The 17,639-nt window shown below is 71.6% G+C and carries 19 protein-coding genes; 10 read left to right on the top strand and 9 right to left on the bottom strand.

From position 1 onward, the window contains the following. Positions 1 to 185 precede the first annotated feature (185 nt). The 8 genes from rsmD to ADL15_RS06120 all read left to right on the top strand — a co-directional run bounded on the left by rsmD (position 186) and on the right by ADL15_RS06120 (position 5,568). Positions 186 to 746: a 16S rRNA (guanine(966)-N(2))-methyltransferase RsmD gene (gene rsmD, locus ADL15_RS06155; protein WP_067685634.1), complete on the top strand. Its 561-nt coding sequence runs from the start codon at positions 186 to 188 to the stop codon at positions 744 to 746. Further along, positions 743 to 1,222, top strand: coding sequence for a pantetheine-phosphate adenylyltransferase (coaD, locus tag ADL15_RS06150; RefSeq protein ID WP_067685633.1), 480 nt, complete (start codon positions 743 to 745; stop codon positions 1,220 to 1,222). The genes rsmD and coaD overlap by 4 nt, the downstream gene beginning before the upstream one ends. A gap of 101 nt (positions 1,223 to 1,323) precedes the next feature. After that, the gene (locus ADL15_RS06145; RefSeq protein ID WP_067685632.1) at positions 1,324 to 1,821 is read left to right on the top strand and encodes an SPFH domain-containing protein; all 498 of its coding nucleotides are present in this window, start codon (positions 1,324 to 1,326) and stop codon (positions 1,819 to 1,821) included. A 74-nt stretch (positions 1,822 to 1,895) separates the two neighbouring features. Then, entirely contained in the window at positions 1,896 to 2,498 is a 603-nt protein-coding gene (locus ADL15_RS06140) for a YceD family protein (protein WP_067685915.1), read from the top strand. 5 nt (positions 2,499 to 2,503) lie between these two features. Next, a complete protein-coding gene (gene rpmF / locus ADL15_RS06135; protein WP_067685631.1) occupies positions 2,504 to 2,677 on the top strand; it encodes a 50S ribosomal protein L32 in 174 nt (57 codons plus the stop codon). 111 nt (positions 2,678 to 2,788) lie between these two features. Further along, positions 2,789 to 3,655, top strand: coding sequence for a phosphate acyltransferase PlsX (locus tag ADL15_RS06130; RefSeq protein ID WP_232343935.1), 867 nt, complete (start codon positions 2,789 to 2,791; stop codon positions 3,653 to 3,655). Further along, positions 3,648 to 4,385: a ribonuclease III gene (gene rnc, locus ADL15_RS06125; RefSeq protein ID WP_067685629.1), complete on the top strand. Its 738-nt coding sequence runs from the start codon at positions 3,648 to 3,650 to the stop codon at positions 4,383 to 4,385. The genes ADL15_RS06130 and rnc overlap by 8 nt, the downstream gene beginning before the upstream one ends. Next, positions 4,363 to 5,568: a mannosyltransferase family protein gene (locus tag ADL15_RS06120; RefSeq protein WP_067685628.1), complete on the top strand. Its 1,206-nt coding sequence runs from the start codon at positions 4,363 to 4,365 to the stop codon at positions 5,566 to 5,568. Before rnc ends, ADL15_RS06120 begins: the two co-directional genes overlap by 23 nt. Here ADL15_RS06120 and ADL15_RS06115 read toward each other — a convergent pair. The 6 genes from ADL15_RS06115 to ADL15_RS06090 are packed head-to-tail and all read right to left on the bottom strand — an operon-like array spanning position 5,543 to position 9,559. Beyond that, a complete protein-coding gene (locus ADL15_RS06115; protein ID WP_067685627.1) occupies positions 5,543 to 6,577 on the bottom strand; it encodes a hypothetical protein in 1,035 nt (344 codons plus the stop codon). The genes ADL15_RS06120 and ADL15_RS06115 overlap by 26 nt on opposite strands. Beyond that, on the bottom strand, positions 6,574 to 7,635 hold the full coding sequence (locus ADL15_RS06110; protein WP_067685626.1) for a hypothetical protein: 1,062 nt from the start codon (positions 7,633 to 7,635) through the stop codon (positions 6,574 to 6,576). Before ADL15_RS06110 ends, ADL15_RS06115 begins: the two co-directional genes overlap by 4 nt. Further along, a complete protein-coding gene (locus tag ADL15_RS06105) occupies positions 7,632 to 8,615 on the bottom strand; it encodes a hypothetical protein (protein WP_067685625.1) in 984 nt (327 codons plus the stop codon). Before ADL15_RS06105 ends, ADL15_RS06110 begins: the two co-directional genes overlap by 4 nt. Further along, the gene (locus ADL15_RS06100) at positions 8,612 to 8,938 is read right to left on the bottom strand and encodes a hypothetical protein (protein WP_067685624.1); all 327 of its coding nucleotides are present in this window, start codon (positions 8,936 to 8,938) and stop codon (positions 8,612 to 8,614) included. Before ADL15_RS06100 ends, ADL15_RS06105 begins: the two co-directional genes overlap by 4 nt. Then, on the bottom strand, positions 8,931 to 9,311 hold the full coding sequence (locus tag ADL15_RS06095) for a YbaB/EbfC family nucleoid-associated protein (RefSeq protein ID WP_067685623.1): 381 nt from the start codon (positions 9,309 to 9,311) through the stop codon (positions 8,931 to 8,933). The genes ADL15_RS06100 and ADL15_RS06095 overlap by 8 nt, the downstream gene beginning before the upstream one ends. After that, entirely contained in the window at positions 9,308 to 9,559 is a 252-nt protein-coding gene (locus ADL15_RS06090) for a YbaB/EbfC family nucleoid-associated protein (RefSeq protein WP_067685622.1), read from the bottom strand. Before ADL15_RS06090 ends, ADL15_RS06095 begins: the two co-directional genes overlap by 4 nt. Positions 9,560 to 9,671: 112 nt before the next feature. On the opposite strand from ADL15_RS06090, the gene mutM reads away from it, so the two are divergent. Then, positions 9,672 to 10,517 (top strand): bifunctional DNA-formamidopyrimidine glycosylase/DNA-(apurinic or apyrimidinic site) lyase, encoded by an 846-nt coding sequence (gene mutM / locus ADL15_RS06085; RefSeq protein ID WP_067685621.1) that lies wholly within the window; start codon positions 9,672 to 9,674, stop codon positions 10,515 to 10,517. Positions 10,518 to 11,385: 868 nt separating this feature from the next. Here the strand turns inward: mutM and ADL15_RS06080 are convergent. From ADL15_RS06080 to ADL15_RS06070, 3 genes are read right to left on the bottom strand one after another with little or no spacing between them, the layout of a single operon-like run. Next, entirely contained in the window at positions 11,386 to 11,955 is a 570-nt protein-coding gene (locus ADL15_RS06080) for a spherulation-specific family 4 protein (RefSeq protein ID WP_067685620.1), read from the bottom strand. After that, positions 11,952 to 14,912: a hypothetical protein gene (locus ADL15_RS55045; RefSeq protein ID WP_232343929.1), complete on the bottom strand. Its 2,961-nt coding sequence runs from the start codon at positions 14,910 to 14,912 to the stop codon at positions 11,952 to 11,954. Before ADL15_RS55045 ends, ADL15_RS06080 begins: the two co-directional genes overlap by 4 nt. Positions 14,913 to 14,914: 2 nt before the next feature. Then, a complete protein-coding gene (locus ADL15_RS06070) occupies positions 14,915 to 16,423 on the bottom strand; it encodes a DUF3492 domain-containing protein (protein WP_067685619.1) in 1,509 nt (502 codons plus the stop codon). Positions 16,424 to 17,179: 756 nt separating this feature from the next. On the opposite strand from ADL15_RS06070, the gene ADL15_RS06065 reads away from it, so the two are divergent. Further along, on the top strand, positions 17,180 to 17,374 hold the full coding sequence (locus tag ADL15_RS06065; RefSeq protein WP_067685618.1) for a hypothetical protein: 195 nt from the start codon (positions 17,180 to 17,182) through the stop codon (positions 17,372 to 17,374). Positions 17,375 to 17,639: the final 265 nt, after the last annotated feature.

The raw sequence follows: 17,639 nt of genomic DNA, 5'->3' as shown, positions 1-17,639 counted from the left end.
CGAGGCCTGACCCTAGCCATTTCGGGCACGCAAAGAAACGTCTCAGCGGCGGCTAAGGCTCTTGATATCAATCCGTGATCTTCCATCACTGCAACGGGACGGGACCGTCGCGCGCAGTGCCTGCGACGAGGGAATTGTTAACGCGCCCGTGGCGTGATCACGGTGGTGAAGTAGCGTCGGACCTGATGACGAGGATTATCGCCGGTGCGCACGGCGGGCGGCGGCTGTCCGCTCCCCCCGGTGCGCTCACGAGGCCTACATCGGACCGCGTCCGTGAGGCTTTCTTCAGTTCCCTGCACACGATGACGGATCTGTCCGGTGCGCGATTCGTTGATCTTTATGCCGGGTCCGGTGCCGTCGGTTTGGAGGCGTTGTCCCGCGGTGCGGTCCACACGCTTCTGGTCGAGGCCGAGCCCAAGGCGGCCCGGGTGATCCGGGAGAACATCGCGACGCTGCGGGTCACCGACCAGGCACGCCTGGTCACCGCGAAGGTGCTCCAGGTGGTCGGCGAGGCGCCGACCGGCGGACCGTACGACGTGGTCTTCGCCGACCCGCCGTACGCGCTGGGTAACGACGAGATCGACGGTGTGCAACAGGGACTGCTTGCCAACGGCTGGCTGGCCCCGGACGCCGTCGTGGTCTTCGAACGGTCCAAGCGGACCGAGCTGACCTGGGTGGACGGCCTCGAGGAGGACCGCACCCGGCGTTACGGCGAGACCACAATTTGGTACGGTCGCCGATCATGAGACGAGCGGTGTGCCCCGGCTCCTTCGACCCGGTCACGAACGGTCACCTCGACATCGTCGGGCGTGCCAGCCGGCTGTTCGACGAGGTGATCGTCGGAGTTCTGATCAACCAGTCCAAGGCCGGGCTGTTCACCGTCGAGGAACGACTCGAGATGCTCGGCGAGGTGACCGCCCCGTACGAAAATGTCCGGGTCATGGCATTTCGCGGGCTCCTGGTGGACTTCTGCCGTGATCAGGGCGCCGCGGTGGTGGTCAAGGGCCTGCGCGCGGTGAGCGACTTCGATTACGAGTTGCAGATGGCGCAGATGAACGTCGGTCTCTCCGGTGTGGAGACGTTGTTCATGCCGACCAACCCGCTCTATTCGTTCTTGTCTTCCAGTCTGGTCAAGGACGTGGTCAAGTGGGGTGGCGACGCGTCGTCCTACCTTCCGGACCCGGTGCTGGCCCGCTTGGTGACCCGGCTGAAGCAGAATTAGCGGCCACCGGCGCGGGCGTGCCGGGATCCGGCGCGACGGCAGCACAAGTAACGTGATCGCACCACGCTGGGTGGCGGTTCGACGACGGGAGTGAGGCACCGGTGGATCCGCTCGACCGTATCGACGAGCTCATCGAGCACATCCAGGACGCCCGTTCGGTGCCGATGTCGCGGACGAACTTCATGTTCGACCGCGGCGAGATGATCGAGCGTCTCGAGGAGCTGCGTGCCGAGCTCCCCTCCGAGCTGCGCAAGTCCGCCGCTGTGCTGGACGAGCGGGACCGGATCGTCGAGGCCGGCCGCCGCGAGGCGGACCGGATCATCAGCGAGGGTGAGGCTGAACACTCCCGCCTGGTCTCGGTCAACGAGATCACCGTCTCGGCCGAGCACGAGGGCGCCCGGATCATCGCCGAGGCGCGGACCGAGGCACAGCGCCTGCGGGAGGAGGTCGACGACTACGTCGACACCGCGCTGGCCAACTTCGAGCAGTTCCTGACCAGGGCGCTGGCGTCGATCGAGCGGGGCCGTGACAAAATGCATGCGCTCCGCGAGATCGGAACCTTCCAGGGTGAGGACGCGGAGCGGCCACTGCCGTTCTGAGCCGAGCCGATTCGACGATGTCGGACAAGCTCAGGTAATGTTTTCGGCTGGCCTACCCACGGCTGAGGAACATGATGCCCAAGTCACCGCAGAGTCACCTGAACCCCAGGCAGCCGCTGGTCGTCGACACGACGAAACTCCCCCGGCAGCCTGGTGCGACGCGTGCCCTGAAGCGGGTGGACGCGGCGCCGGCAGACCTCGGTGTGGAGTTGATCTCGGTCCCCGTCGGTTCCGACCTCGAGCTCGATCTGAGCCTGACGTCGGCGTCCGAGGGGGTCTTCGTCAGCGGTCTCGTCCGTGGCTCGCTTCAGGGCGAGTGCGGCCGGTGCCTCAACGAGATCGACAGGCCGTTCACGGTTCGCATCGGGGAGTTGTACGCCTACGCGGACAGCTTCACGGAGGAGACCGAGGATGATGACGAGGTAGGCCGGATGCAGGGCGACCTGCTCGACCTCGAGCCGGCGGTGCGTGACGCGGTGGTCCTGACCCTGCCGACCAACCCGCTGTGCCGACCGGACTGCCCAGGGCTGTGCCCCGACTGCGGGGTGCACTTCGACGACCTCCCGGCCGATCACAGCCATGAGGACGTCGATGCCCGCTGGGCCGCTTTGCGCAATCTGTCAACCGAGTCGCCAGGGGCGGCTTCGCCGCACCAAAAGCAAGATTCTAAGGAGTAGGAACCGTGGCCGTCCCGAAGCGCAAAATGTCGCGCAGCAACACCCGCTCGCGCCGGGCTAACTGGAAGGCGACCGCGGTTTCGACCGTGGCCTGCCCCCAGTGCAAGTCCCCGAAGCTGCCGCACGCCGCCTGCTCGGTCTGCGGTACCTACAACGGTCGTCAGGTCCTCGAGGTCTGACGTCGCCGAGTGACGCGCCCGATCATCGGGCGGGTCGTACCTGAGCAGTGGCGTTCCACCGGTGCCACGGCTCCCGGACAGCGGTCTGTCGGGGAGCCGGGCACCGCGCGGATCGCCGTCGACCTCCTCGGCGGGGACCAAGCTCCCGCCGTCGTGGTTGACGGCGCTCTGCGTGCCGTCCAGGACGATCCGACCCTGCACCTGACTCTCGTCGGACCGGCTGAGGCCTCCGACGCGGTGCTGGCTGCCCTGCACCCGGCCCAGCGCCATCGCATCACCGCCGTACTCGGCGGCAGCGCCGTCCAGGCCGTCGCCGACGGCCTCGCCGATGCCGCACTCTCCGCCGGCGACACCGGGATCACCGTGGTGTCCGCCGCGCGCGTCCTGGGCCGCTGGCCCGGCGTACGCCGCCCTCCGCTCGCCGCCGTGCTGCCCACCGTCGCCGGCCGCCTGGTCCTTCTCGACGTCGGCTCCACCGTCGACCCCGACGAACAGACCCTGGCCGTCCACGCCCGGCTCGGCGCCGCCTATGCCGCGGCCGTCCACGACATCCCCACCCCTCGGGTCGGGCTGCTCACCATCGGCACCGAGCTCGGCAAGGGTGACCGCCTGCGCCGTGCCGTTCCCGCACTGCTCGCCGACCGCCCGCTGCCTGCCGGAGCCCGGTACACCGGTCTGGTCGAGGGCGGCGACGTCGTGCTGGGTCATGGTGTCGATGTCGTGGTGACCGATGGATTCACCGGAAATGTCCTTTTGAAGGCGCTGGAAACCACCTACGCGAGATCCGGCCACGGCGCGGCACGGACGCCGCGCGCCGCCGTCCTGCTCGGGGTCGGCGGCACCGTGGTGGTCTGCCACGGTTCCGCCACCGGTGCGGATCTCGCCGGTGGCATCGCCTTCACCGCCCATCTGCACCGCCGTTCCGCACTCGCGGCGATCGTCGATCTGCTGACGTACAACGAGGTATCGCATGAATGACAAGCGTCGCCGTCCATCCACCGCCCCCTTGGAAGAGGCGTTCGACGTCCCCTTCACCCCCGAGATGCTGGAACGGGCCCTGACCCACCGCTCGTACGCGTACGAGAACGGCGGCCTGCCCACCAACGAGCGCCTGGAGTTCCTCGGCGACTCGGTGCTCGGTGTGGTGATCACGTCTGCGCTCTTCCACAACCACCCGGACCTGCCCGAGGGGCAGCTCGCCAAGCTCCGGGCCAGCGTGGTCAACATGCACGCGCTCGCCGACGTGGCCCGTGGCCTGGGCCCGGCCGGCCTCGGCCCGCACCTGCTGCTCGGCAAGGGCGAGGAGACCACCGGCGGCCGGGACAAGGCCAGCATCCTGGCCGACACCCTGGAGGCGCTGCTCGGCGCGATCTACCTGGAGCACGGGCTGGAGACCGCCGGCGAGGTGGTGCACCGGCTGTTCGACCCGCTGATGGCCGAGTCGGCCGGCCGGGGCGCCGCCCTGGACTGGAAGACCAGCCTGCAGGAGCTGACCGCGGCGCTCGGGCTGGGCGTCCCGGACTACGTTATCGAGGACTCCGGCCCGGACCACGCGAAGACGTTCACCGCCTGGGTGGTGGTGGCCGGCGAGCGGTACGGCGGCTCCGACGGCCGCAGCAAGAAGCAGGCCGAGCAGCGGGCCGCCGCTGCCGCGTGGCGCACGCTCACCGAGCGGAACGAGGCCGATGGCGACGACAAGCCCGAGTGAGACCGTGCCGGTGACCGCGGACGACGCGGAGCCCCCGGAAACGCTCTGGGAGAAGGCCGGCGGCGGCCGTGGTGTCGCCGTCGCCGTCGGGCTGCTCGCCCTGACCCGGGTCGGCCAGTTGCTGATGGTCTGGTGGCTGGGCAACGCGTCCGGGTCGACCACCGGCGTCTGGCATCGGCTGCTGGTCTGGGACGGCGGCTGGTTCATCCGGGTCGCGGTGGACGGGTACCCGCACGGGTTCACCTACGACGACAACCACGTCCTGCAGGCGAACGAGCTGGCCTTCTTCCCGCTCTACCCGATGCTGCTGCGGCTCGGCACGGTGCTCGGCCTGTCGCCGGGCGTCGCCGGGGTCGGTGTGGCCTGGCTCGCCTCGATCGGGGCCGCGGTCGGGCTGCACCTGCTCGGCACCACGCTGCGGGACAAGCGGGCCGGGTGGGCGCTGGTGGCGATCGTCTGCTCGGCGCCGGTCTCCGTGGTGCTGTCCATGGCGTACTCGGAAAGTCTTTTTCTCGGTCTGGTGGCGGGCATGCTGGCGGCAGCGCACCGCCGTGCCTGGGGATGGGCCGGTTTCCTCGGCCTGTGCGCCGCGCTGACCCGCCCGACCGGCGCGGCGGCGGCGATGGCCCTGGGTGTCGCCGCGCTGCTGGCGCTGCGCGACGTGCCCCGCAGCGACCTGGCCGGCCGGGTGAAGCCGCTGGCGGCCGCCGCGGTCGCGCTGGCCGGGGTGCCGCTGTTCCTCGGCTGGGTCGGCTGGCGGGTCGGTGACTGGACCGCCTGGTTCAAGATCCAGACGGCCGGGTGGGGCACGTCGTTCGACTACGGCAGCAGCACGCTGAAGTTCCTCGACGACACGTTCACCGGCGCGGACGGCTGGGTCCAGGTCAGCGTCGGCCTGATCCTGCTGGCCGCGCTGGCGGCGGCCGGGGTGGCGCTGGCACAGAAGCTGTGGCCGCCGCTGATGGTCTACGGCGTGGTCGCGATGATCCTGGTCTACGGCCAGGCCGGTTTCTACCACTCCAAGCCGCGGCTGCTGCTGCCCGTGCTGATCACCCTGGTCCCGGCGGCGTTCGCGGCGGCCCGCGCCCGCCCCCGGGTCGCGATCCTGTCGATCACCGCCTGGGCCGTCTTCGGGCTCTGGTACGGCGCCTACCTGATCACGATCTGGCCGTACACGATGTAGTCACGGTGAATCCGGTGATCTCGGCGTAGGCCTCCGGATTCGCGTACGCCGACCGGGTCACCACGCGAGCCGCCACGTGCAGGCCGAGCCGGGTGACCCGGCCGGCCGTGACGGTCACCCGGCGGGTGACCTGCTCCGCCGCGAACCGTTCGGCCGCCGGCCGCGGTGGCCGGACGGTGAACGTCACGTCGTGCTCGCCGGGCGGCAGGCGGTAGCACCAGGTCTGCCAGGAGAGCGGCCGCTGCACGCCGTCGACGGTGAGCTCCGGCCACGGCACCCAGCCGTTCTCGTCCACGTGGTTGCGGTCGCGCTGGCCGTTGCGGGTGCGCTCGAGCGCGTGCGTCCCGGTCACCACGAGCAGCCCGTCGGCCGTGCCCTCGAGCAGGTGCGCCGGCGGTTCGGCGTCGCCGAGGAACCAGCCCGCGGCATCGGTCCGGCCGGCTTCGGCGGCGGCTTCCGCGGACGCGGCCACGCGGTACTGCTGGTCACCGCGCCGCTTCCACCAGATCGCCAGCACCGCGGCCAGCACCGGCACCGCGAGCAGCGCGAGGAAGAACCCGTTGAGCGGGACATCGAGCAGCGTGAACGCCAGCATCAGGCCGATCGCGGCGAGCCACCCCCAGACCAGGTAGCGGCCGGTGCCGGGCCGCCGTCGTCCGGGTGCCGGCACCAGGGTGCCGCGCGTGCTGCTGCCGAAACTTGCGGCCGGGGTCCAGAAGTCGAGCTCCACGATCTCGCCGGCGGCCACCCGGACCCGGCGGGTGCTCTCCACCGCGAGCCGCCCCCGCACCTCGACGAGGTGCTCACCGGGCTCGACGACCGCGATCATCCGGCCGAGACCCCACCACACCGGGCGGTCGTCGATCCCGACGGTGAACAGCTTCGAGAACTGCGCGATGTCCCGTGACTTGGTGCGGATCCGCACCGCGATGCCACCGGTCCCGACGGCCGGCCGCACCCGGGCATCCGGGAACGGGGTTGGCGGCCACTGCTTCTCCCAGCTGTTCACGTCGTGCAGGAGACGGTCGCGCTGAATCCGGTGATCTCGCTCGGGGCCTCCGGATCCAGGGACGCCGACCGGACCTCGACCCGGCCCGTCACTCCCACGTCGAGCCGGGTCACCTGGCCGGCCGTGACGGTCACCCGGTGGGTGGCCCGGTCGCCGGCGAACCGGTCGGCGGCCGACTCCGGCGCCCGGACGGCGACCGTGATCTCGTGCGGTCCCGGCGTCAGGCGGTAGCACCAGCTGTGCCACGAGAACGGGCGCGGCTCGCCGTCGATCGTGAGGTCCGGCCACGGCATCCAGGCGTTGACGTTCGTCGCCGGCATGTGGTTGATGAACCGGCGGCCGTTCCAGGTGTAGTCCCGCGTCAGCGCGCCGGTCACCACCAGCACGCCGTGACCGTCGTCAGCTAGACGTGCCGGCGGCTCGCCGTCCCCGAGGAACCAGCCACCAGGCCCGTCCCGGCCGGCCTCGGCCGCCTCCACCGAGGCGGCGACCCGGTACCGTGCGTCACCGCGTCGCTTCCACCAGATCGCCAGCAGGGCCACCGCGATCGGCACGGCCACCAGGGCGGCGAAGCCGCGCCCGTCCGGCCGCAGATTCGCGATCGAGGTCAGGATCAGCAGGGTGAAGGCCACGAGATAACCGAGCACGAGGTATCGCCCGGTGCCGGGGCGCCGCCGCGCCGGTGCCGGCACCAGGATGCCCCGCACCTTGCTGGTGGCGCTGGCCCGGGGCGTCCAGAACTCCAGCTCCGCGATCTCCCCGGCGGCCACCCGGACCTGCCGGGCGGTGTCCGCGGCCCGCATGCCCCGCACCTCGACCAGGTGCTCACCGGGCTCGACGACCGCGATCATCCGGCCGAGACCCCACCACAGCGGCCGGTCGTCGACACCGACGGTGAACAGCTTCGGGTACGGGGCCGGGTCGCCGGCCTTCGACCGGATCCGCACCGCGATGCCGGCCTTCCCGGCGGGCAGCACCGGGGCCGGCCGGTCGTCCGGCCAGAGCAGCATGTCCGTTCCGGGGAAGGCGATCGGTGGCCAGACCGTCCGGGCGCTCACTTCCGCACGTCCAGCGCCTCGTCGATCGCCGCGCCGTCCTCGGTGTACGCCGTCTTCCCGTTCTCCTGGCTCCCGCCCGCGACGCCGGACAGCGGGCTGACGTAGTTGCCGGGGTCCTTGAGCACCACCGCGGCGACCTGGCCGAGCGTCTTGACCGTCACGGCCTTGCCGACACCCACGATGCCCTCCTTGACCGCGCCTTGGAGCGCGTCCGGCAGGATCTTCGCGAGCAGCGCGCCGATCTTCTCGAGCAGGATGACGACGCGGTCCACGACCGCCACCGCGCGGGAGGTCGCGATCGACGCCTCCACACCCGTCGCGGCGCCGGCGGCGGCGACCGAACCACCCAGGGTCTCGGGCGCGAGCGCCAGCGCCGTGCCCCACGTGACGATGGCCCATTCGACCAGGGTGGCCATGATGCCGATGATGATCTGCTGGGCGGCAGTCATGATCTTGGAGAAGAGGACCAGCAGACCGGCGATCGAGTTCGCCTCGCCACCGGTCGCCCGGATGCCCCAGCCGAAGTCCATCAGCCGGGCCTTGGCCGCGTCCGCGTCGCGCCCCTCCCACTCGATCAGGTGATCGGCGGCGGCCTGCTGCACCGCGTCGGCGAGTGGCCCCAGAGCCGCGCCGAGCCGCTGCCATTCCTTGGCGTACCCCTCGATCCGCTCGGCGTTCCCGGTGAACAGGCTGAGCAGGTCCTCGAGCGGCTGGAAGAAGTCGATGACGAAGGTCAGGCCGGCCGAGATCAGCCAGTTCAGCGGGTCGGCCTCGAAGGCGATCGCGTTGCCCAGCAGGTCACCGGCACCGGCCGTGAGGGCGGCGATGTCGCCCTCGGTGACACCCTTGTAGACGTTCGGGATCGTCTCGCCGAACGGCAGCGCGGACACTTCCGGGTTGATGGTGTTCGTGATGCCCAGGTCACCGACGTACGGGCTGCTGGTCCCGTCGTTGCTGAGGTAGGCGTCGGAGTCGCTCATCCGTCACCCGCAAGCCGGTCCTGGAACCGTTGGAACGCCTGCTGCAGGGCCTGGTCCAGCTCCTTGTGGCCCTGCGCCGTCGCCCGGATCGCCTTGCTCTGCGAGTCGAGCGCGGTGCCGATCGTCGCGATGTGGTCGCGGGCCTCGGCGGACTTCTCGTCGTATTTCCACTTCATCAGCAGGCCGAGGGCACCCCACAGCACCTCCGGCGGGTTCGCGGCCGCCACCCCCGCCGCGATCTGCCCGGCGCTCGTGCTCAGCGCCTGGAACACCTCCGCCGTACTGGTCAGTTTGTCCGTCGGAACGACGATGCCGTCACCCATCGGATTCCCTTCGATAATCGTCCGGGATCGACTCGCGGACCAGGCCGGCGATCGCCGGGCTGCCGAGCCGCGCGCTCAGCTCGGCCAGCTGCCGGGTCCGCGCGGCCTGCGCCTCCCGGATCGCGGTCAGGATCATCTGGGCCAGGTGGGCGCCCCGGCGCAGCGCGGAGTCACCGATGTCGACCCGGGAGACGACGCCGCTCGCGTCCACCTCGGCCCGCACCGTACGGTCCGCGGAGAAGCCCTCGCCGGTGATCCCGCCGGCCTCGGCGGCGTACTCGGCGTTGCGCGCCATCGCCTGCCGGTTCCGCTCCCGGATCCCGTCCAGGAACTCCAGCACCTCACCCGGTTCGGTGAAATCCGGCCGGGTCATCGCGGCATCCGCGCCGCCACCTCGGCGGTCACCAGCGTGTTCGCCTCGTGGATCGTGCGCACCACGAGCGCGCCGAGCTCGGCGCCGGTCAGCCGGAACGCCCGGGAGCTCAGCGACAGGTCGCGCAGCACCCCACCTGGTCCGGCCACCACGGTGACCGCGTGATCGTCGCTGGTGTGCTCGACCGAGGTGCTGGTGACCACCTCGCGCATCAACCGTGCCCGCTCCGTGGCGGCGTCCAGATCCACGATGACCCCTTCCGGACTGTCGCGAGTTGTCGATCATACGAATCCCGGCTGTGGACCCGCAGTCCCGTACTGTTGACGCCGCCGTACCGAGCACGACCCCCGAGGACCCGCCTTGCCTGAACTTCCCGAAGTCGAGACCGTCCGGATGGGCCTGGCCAAGTGGGTGGCCGGCCGTACGATCGCCGCCGTCGAGGTGCACCACCCGCGGGCGATCCGCCGGCACCTGCCCGGCGACTCCCACTTCATCGCGATGCTGACCGGCCGCACCGTCCTCGACGTGTCGCGCCGCGGCAAGTACCTCTGGCTCCCGCTGGACTCCGGCGACGCGCTCATCGCGCACCTGGGCATGAGCGGTCAGCTGCTGATGCAGCCGGCGACCGCGGCGGACGAGAAACACCTGCGGGTCCGGTTCGCTTTCACCGACGGCGCCGCGCAGCTGAGGTTCGTCGACCAGCGTACGTTCGGTGGCTTGTCGGTCTCCGAAGGCGGCGGCGAGCTGCCTGACGAGATCGCACACATCGCCCGCGACCCGATGGATCCGCTCTTCGACGACGCGGCCTTCTCGGCCCGCCTGCGCGCCCGGCACACCGAGATCAAGCGGGCCCTGCTCGACCAGACGCTGATCTCCGGCGTCGGCAACATCTACGCCGACGAGGCCCTCTGGCGGGCCAAACTCCACGGCGCCCGCCCCACCGACAAGCTGACCCGCCCGGCCGTCGAGCGCCTGCTCGGCCACGTCCGCGACGTGCTCTCCGAGGCGATCGTCGCCGGCGGCACCAGCTTCGACGAGCTCTACGTCGACGTGAACGGCGACAGCGGCTATTTCGACCGCTCCCTGAACGCCTACGGCCGCGAGGGCGAACCCTGCAAACGCTGCGGCACGCTGATGCGCCGGGAGAGCTTCATGAACCGCTCGTCGTTCAGCTGCCCACGCTGCCAACCAAAACCAACCCCATAGGGTACGAATACCGAGCGCCCCGCCGCAGGCTACAAGCCACGCGCTGTGCCGGTCCCGCGCCAGGCCACCGCTGCTCACCGCGGTTGCCGCGCCTCCCGACCGACCCGCGCCCAGCCGCGCCTCCCGACCCGCGCCGTCCCGACGCCACGCCGTTCCGTTTCGTGCCCAGCCGCGTCTCCCGGCCGGGGCGGGCTGGGGTTGGCAGCCAGGCGGCGGAGGTGGCGGGTCGCGGTTCGTAGCGCCGCTCACCATCCGCGACGGGCGCGACCGCTCCGCGCGACGTCCCGCATCCCGGCACGGCAGCAGCCGCGCGTCGCCACCCCGGCTGGTTCACAGGGGTGCCTCAACAGCCTTGAGGCACCCCCAACCACCAGCCGAGCGAGTCCGGCTGGTTCACCGGGGTGCCTCAACGCTCTCGAGGGACCTCTGAGCACCAGCCGGGCCAGCTGCGCGAGTCCGGCTGGTGCTCAGGGTTGTCTCAGCGGCCTTGAAGCAGCCGTGAGCGCCAGCCGAGCGAGTGCGGCTGGTGCTGAGGGTTGTCTCGGCGGGCTTGAGGCAGCCCCCAGCGCCAGCCGGGTCGCTCGCGCCGGCTCGGGCGCGGGACATTGCGGGCTTACCGTCGTACCGTGTGCGCGGAGCGCCCCTGAATGCCCGCGCCGGACCAACTCCCGGGACCAACCGTCCACCTGTCGGGACAGCCGTGTCCGGCTGCGGGCGGTGACCGGCGCATCGGGCCGCGACCCCCGCTCCCTCGCCTGGCTAGCCAACCCAGCTGCCCGCCGCCCGGCGAGCGAACCGGCAGCCCAGCCAACCCAGCGGTCCGCAGCCCAACCGGACCAGCTGCCCGCCCCCGCCTGACCGGAAGTGGTCAGTCGGCGCTGTGGGCGCCGCTGCCCGGTGCGCCCGCCGGGCTCAGGTCCGGGTCGGCGTCCGTGGCCAGCCCGAAGCCCGCACCCCGGCGTCCCATCAGCCGCCGGGCCGCGGTGAGCAGACCGGCCGGCACCCCGTGCACGATGTGACCGTCCCCGGGGCGCGTCCCGTCGCCGTCCCAGCTCTGGTAGGCCGACCAGGGCCCCTCGAAGGTGCAGATCCGGGCACCGAGATCGCGGTAGAGCGGGTGCGTCGGCACACCCGGGTTCAGGACCACGCGGTGCAGGCCGCGGCGGGCGGCGAGTCGCACGGTCAGCGCGACCGGGCCGACGCCGCCGGAGCCGGCCGGGCAACGGTCCAGGAACAGGCCCTCGACGCCGTCGGCACGCCAGGCGTCCACGTCGACGAGGACGTCGGCGAGGGAGCGGCTGCCCCAGTCCAGGTCGATCCGGCCGAGCGACTGGTGCAGGGTGCGCCGGTCACCGGGGTGCTCGCGCACGATCCAGGTGTCGGTGTCCAGCGCGAGTTCCGGGCCGGGATGCGCGTACGCGGGGAACAGGGTCTTCACGGAGTCCTCCGAAGATCGGCGGCGGTCAGGGCGACGATGAGCAGGCCGGCCACGTGTGTCGCGGCCAGCACCGCGACGGCGATCGGCAGCGGGCCGGCGGCGGGCTGCGGTAGCAGCGGCAGTGCCAGGGTGGCCAGCGGCGGAGCGGTGGCCAGGGCGGCGGCGATCCCGGTACGGGAGCGAGCCGCGAGCAGGAACGTGATCGCGAAGACCCCGCCGAGCAGGGTGCCGGCCGAGAGCGCGAGCACCGCGTCCTGTGTGCCGCCCAGCCCGGTCAGGCTGTGCGGGAGCTGGTACGAGGCCAGGGCGAGCGCCGCACCGGCGGCCAGCGGCGGCAACAGCCCGGCCAGCGTGATCACCGTGACGTTGCGGACGTGCCGGTCCAGGTCGGCCGGGCTCTCCGCGGAGTCCAGCCCGGCGTCGATCCGGTTGGTGTGCCAGCCGATCAGCGCTTCCAGCAGCGGTACGGCGAGCAGCAGCGGCAGCGCGGCCGGCGCCGGGGTGACCGCCGGTCCGGCCTGCCAGAGCAGCGCCACGCAGATCGCCTGTGCGGCGCCGATGACCAGGTACGCGCCGGCCCGCCGACGTTCCACCGCGGTGAGCCGCGGGATCCGGCACTGTTTGCCGACCAGCACCGCCGGCCGGAACGCCCGGATCAGCACCGCCACGACCCCGGCCGGCAGCAGGGTCTCGACCGGGACGTACCCGGCCCAGCCCGCCCCGCCGGCCGCGGCGACTGCCGTGCCGGCCAGCAGCCAGCAGGGCAGGTACCAGCAGATCACCGCGGCTTCGGCGCGGGTGACCAGGGCCGCGGTCACGGTGGCCAGCGTGGCCAGCCCGCCGAGACCGACCGCCGCGGCGAGCAGCCGGTCCGGTCCGAGCAGCGCGGCCGGGGTGATCCAGACGAGCGCGCACCAGAGTGCGGCCATCGCGGCGAAACCCGCGCCGACCAGGCGTACCGCGGCTTCCGCGCCGGCCCGCCGGGTCACCGTGACGCCGACGCTGGTCAGCGCCTGCGCGGCGGCCCAGCCGAGCAGCAGGGTGGCGGCCGGTACGGGCCAGGCGACCCGTCCGAGCGCGCCGATCCCGGCGATCGCGACGCTGAGCGGCCCCAGGTAGAGCAGGCAGCGCAGCAGCACCGGCCAGACGAAGAGCGGCCGTTTCGGCGCGACCTCGACGCCTTCCGGCGCCGCGCCGGCCCCGGTGATCGTGGACATCCAGCGGCTCTTCGCGCGGCGGCCGGTGCGGATCTCGGCGCCGGGTTCCCGGTCGCCCTCGGAGAAGGCCCGCCAGGCGGCTTCGGAGGCGGCGGCCTTGGCGAGCCGTTCCGGGCTCAGCGACTCCTCGGCCCCGAACCCGAGCGATTCATCGATGCCGAACTCCTGCGAGCCGTCCGCGTCGATCCCCTGCACCTCACCCACGGGATGACCCGACGCGGGGTAGTCCACCAGCTCAGCATCGGGACAGGCCGGGTCAGTCACGGGGTAGTCCACCGGCTCGGGCGTACCGAAATCCTCGTCATAGTCCGCGCCGGAGTCCCGGTCGAAACCCTCGGCCAGCGCCGTGTCCTGCGGATATCCGGTGTTCCAGAAGCCCTCGGCCACGTTCTGATCCGCCTGAGCGGCCCGGCTCCGTTTCCGGTTCACCACCCGCCCGGGCCGGCCGATCCCCGCCGCCCCGGCACCCCACTGCTCCGGGAACCCGTCCCGGCCGCGCTTCGGCCCGGGCCGCCCGGCATCGGGATCAAGATCCCTCTCTCCGAACCGAGGCTGCGGCGCATTCCGATCAAGATCCACCCAAGACCGCGGGCGGTCCGTCTTCACGCTTTCCCGGTACGGCAACCCGCCTCGAAAACCGTCCCCGCCGTCGATCAGCCCGGAGCGCGCCTCGGCCACATCACGGTTATCCGGCGCCCATCCCACCCCGTCCTCATGGTGCGACGGCATGTCCCAGATCACATCGGCGGCCTCCGCCTCGGCGTGCCACCCGTCCGCGCTGATCTCGGCTAGCTGCACCGGCTCACCGTCGGCCGTGGCCATCGCCCGGGCCAGCCCCGCGAACAACAGCGTCTCGGCCGCCCCGTCGATCGGCGACCGCGGCTCCTGGGCATGCTGTCGCGCCGGCGCCCCGAACAGGAACGTCTCGGTCATCGGGCTGACGTCCCGCCGCACGGGCCGTTCCACCTCACCCGAACCGTCCTCGCCCCGATCCGCAAACTCCCGCCCGTGGAACCGGGCGAACAGGATCGTCTCCACCCCCGCCCGCTCCCCGCCGTCGAAGTCCCCAACCGGGTCCCCGCCGTCGAAGTCCCCAGCCCAGTCCCCGCCGTCAAAGTTCCCAGCCCGGTCCCCGCCGTCGAACGCCCCGGCCCGGTCCCCGCCGTCGAACGCCAACGGCCGCTCAGCGGCGTCGAACGCCAGCGGTCGCTCAACACCGGCGAACGCCACCGGCCGTTCCGCGGCGATGAACTCCGGCACCTGCTCGACGACGTCGACCTCCGGGGCCCGGTGCCCGCGAACCGCCCGCCGCCGCCCGGGCTTCCAACTCCACCCCGACCTCCCGGCCGGCGCGACCGGCTCGGCCTCCGGCAGCAGTGCCGGCCCGGCCTCGGGCAACAGCCCGAAGCCGTACCCGGGCTCGCCGACCGGCGACGGCACCTCGTACCCCGGTGGTTCCTCCTCGTCGAAGGCCGGCTTCACGAACAGCAGCGTCTCGGCGACCGCGGTCTCCCGCTCCGAGTCCGAGAGCGTCTGATAGAGCCGCGCACCCAGCCCGTCTGCCACCGCCGGCAGCTCCGGACGTACCTCGTCAAGAGGCTTCCCGGAGCGGCGTCGCGGCGCCGGAGCCTCCTCGGACGCCGGCCCGCCGCCGGCGGCATGGCGCGGCTCGCCCGGCAGCTGGGGCCGGCGACGCCGGTTGCGGGTTCCGGTCGTCCCGCGTGGGGGAGTGATCGTCACTTTCAGTCCTCCCTGGTCAGCCAGCGCAACGTGGCCGGCGTGGGGGTCCGCGGCGCCGGTACGGCGAGCGCCAGTTCGAAGGCCGGTGCCGGTGGCGGCGCGGCCAGGTCGGTGTAGATGGCGCCGTAGACCCGTACCAGCCGGTCCACGGTGAAATGGTCGAGGGCGCGTTGCCGGGCGGCGTCGCCCAGTGCCCGCCGCCGCGGGGTCGCCTTCAGCAGGTCGACGATCGCGATGGCCAGCTCCGACGGGTCGTCGGCGGGCACCACGACACCGGTCTCGCCGAGCGTCTCCCCGGCCGGGCCGACGTCCACGGCGACCACCGGCCGGCCCGACATCATCGCCTCGACCAGCCGGTACGGCGGATCGGACGGTCCCGGCACGTGCGCCACCACCTGGCCGACGGTGAACCTGTCGAACGTGTCGGCGGGCAGCGGATACAACCGGACGGCGCGACCCAGCCCGGTCATCTCGATCTGGTCGGCGCAGTACTCCTCGTGCCGCGCGGTGATGCCGACCAGGTGCAGCACGGCTCGCGGCAGCGCGGCGGTGACCTCGGTGAACGCGTCGAGCACCTGGGTCAGCCCGCTGTCCGGGCCGCCGCTGCCGGCCCACACCACGGTGGGCAGCGAGTCGAGTTCGGCGGCGCCGGGGTACTCCCTCGGGTCCACCCCGGCGGGCACCTGGATCAGCTTGTTCGGGTCCGCGCCGTGCTCCAGCGCCCAGTCGTGGTGGTAGGTGCTCAGCGGCGCGATCAACTCCGCCTCGGCGTACCCGGTGCGGGCCACCGCGTTGCGGAACCGCCGCAGGATCAGCCGGACCGCGGGGGACAGCCGTTCCTCGGCCGGCCGCTGCCGGGTCACCGGCGTGCGAGCCTCGGTGATCAGCAGCGGCGTGCCGTTCTGCCACCGCCCGGCCAGCGCCGTCAGCAGCGGTTTCGTCCCGCCGACGCAGTGCAGCAGGTCGACTTCCGGAAGCGGCACGGCCAGGGCACGCAGGGCGTGCCGCAACAGGGTGGCCGCGGTCCGCGCGTCACGCACGCTCAGCTTCGGCAGAGGTGGCTCTTCTGGTACGTCGTTCTGCCGGGTCCGCCACGCCTCGACCAGCCGGTCGGCGAGTGGCAGACGGGTCAGCGGGCTGGGCCGGGTGCCGGCCATCTCGGCGATCGAGCGCAGCCCGTCGGCGAACCGGACGGTGTCCGACTCGTCCAGCAGTCCGTGGCAGAGCTCGGTGACGGCATCGGCGGCGCCCTCCGGGAGCTGGGCCCGGCGCCGCTGGGAGCGGGCCGGTTCGCGACCCAGCGCGATGGCGCGCGCCGAGCCGACATTGAAGGGCAGCGGGTACGCGGGCGCGGACGGCAGTTCCCGGTCCGTGACGGTGAGCAACTCGAAGCGGAACCGGTGCAGACCGTCGACGAGCGTCCGGCACCAACCTCCGAGAGCGTCCCTCCGGTACGGGTACCCGCCGCCGGTGAGCAGGCAGATGCGCTGGCGCGACGGGGTCGGATTCACGCTGGGGGCAACGAGGAAGAGGGGGCCCGCCAGCGAAACATGTCAGCTAGGCGACAGAAATACGTCCCTTTTGCCCTACTTTGTCGCCCATATTTGCCCGAATTTGCCCGAAAGGTTGTGGTGTTCCGGCCGAAATTCCTGGTAGGTCGGATCGAGCAGCATGGGAGCAGCCGGTCGAACGGCGTCGGAGCGGCCGATCGAGGGACGTCGGATCCGCCGATCGTGGGCCGGCCGGGTCTCCGGGGGCGGCGGATCGAGGCCGATGCGAGTGGCTGATCGAAAATGGTCGCGCGTGGCCGGGCGGCGGTTGTTCCGTACCCTCATGATTTTCTTGATCAAATGAGTGGCCTGCGAGCCGCATTGCTGCGTATGGTGTTGATCGAACTTCGTCGAGTGACTTGTCGGTCAGTGTCCCACTAAGATCGGCAAAGCGCCGCAAACGTGCATATTCGCAGTTCAAGAACCCCTGGTGGCGTGATTCACTGACGTCAGCCGGGCGGCGGCGCGTGCTCGGCTTGACGGAGCCCGAGTTCCGGCGGACTATGGAGTAGTCGCCAGTCGCGCCCACTCATGCCCCGGTTCCGTTCGTGGCTTGAGCATCTGCACCTAAGAGAATCCCACAGCAATGGCGGGATTCTGTGCTCACGCGTGCCCGTGAGTCCTTCGGTGCAAAAATTCGCGCTGGACGCATGTTTGGCCGGCCGATCTCCGGCAAAGAATTCACATATGAGACGCATCGCGTCACAAGGAGTCACGATGGCGAAGGCCCTCTACGGCCACGTAGGTGCGGCGCCCGATCGGCGCCTGCTCGACGAGGTCACCCGACTGCGTTCCCGGGTGCAGAGCTTGGAGTTCGAGGTCACCCGCCTCCGGGCGGAGAACGATCGTCTCGCGGCCGCCGCCGCGGAGGCCGACGATCTGATGCGGCTGCACGAGCCCGCACTGACCTGATCCTCACCGATCGCCGGACCGTCGCTGCGGGGTGACTGGCCGGCGTTCATCCCCCCTCGCACCACAAACGCACCAAAGAAAAGCGCGCCTCCACTCTTGTGGCGGCGCGCAGTTTTTTTGCCCCCAAGTTTCACCCAGCAGGCGCCTTAATAAATCTGGCAAGCGCCCCCAACACATGAGGCCCACCCCGAGCCGCCCGCACCACCCCTCACCCACCCCCGAGCACCACCCGCCCCCCGAAGGCCCCCCGAGCACCACCCGCCTC

The sequence above is a fragment of the Actinoplanes awajinensis subsp. mycoplanecinus genome, from assembly GCF_001509495.1.
GTDB lineage: Bacteria > Actinomycetota > Actinomycetes > Mycobacteriales > Micromonosporaceae > Actinoplanes > Actinoplanes palleronii.
This window is presented reverse-complemented; position numbering and strand designations above follow the sequence as displayed.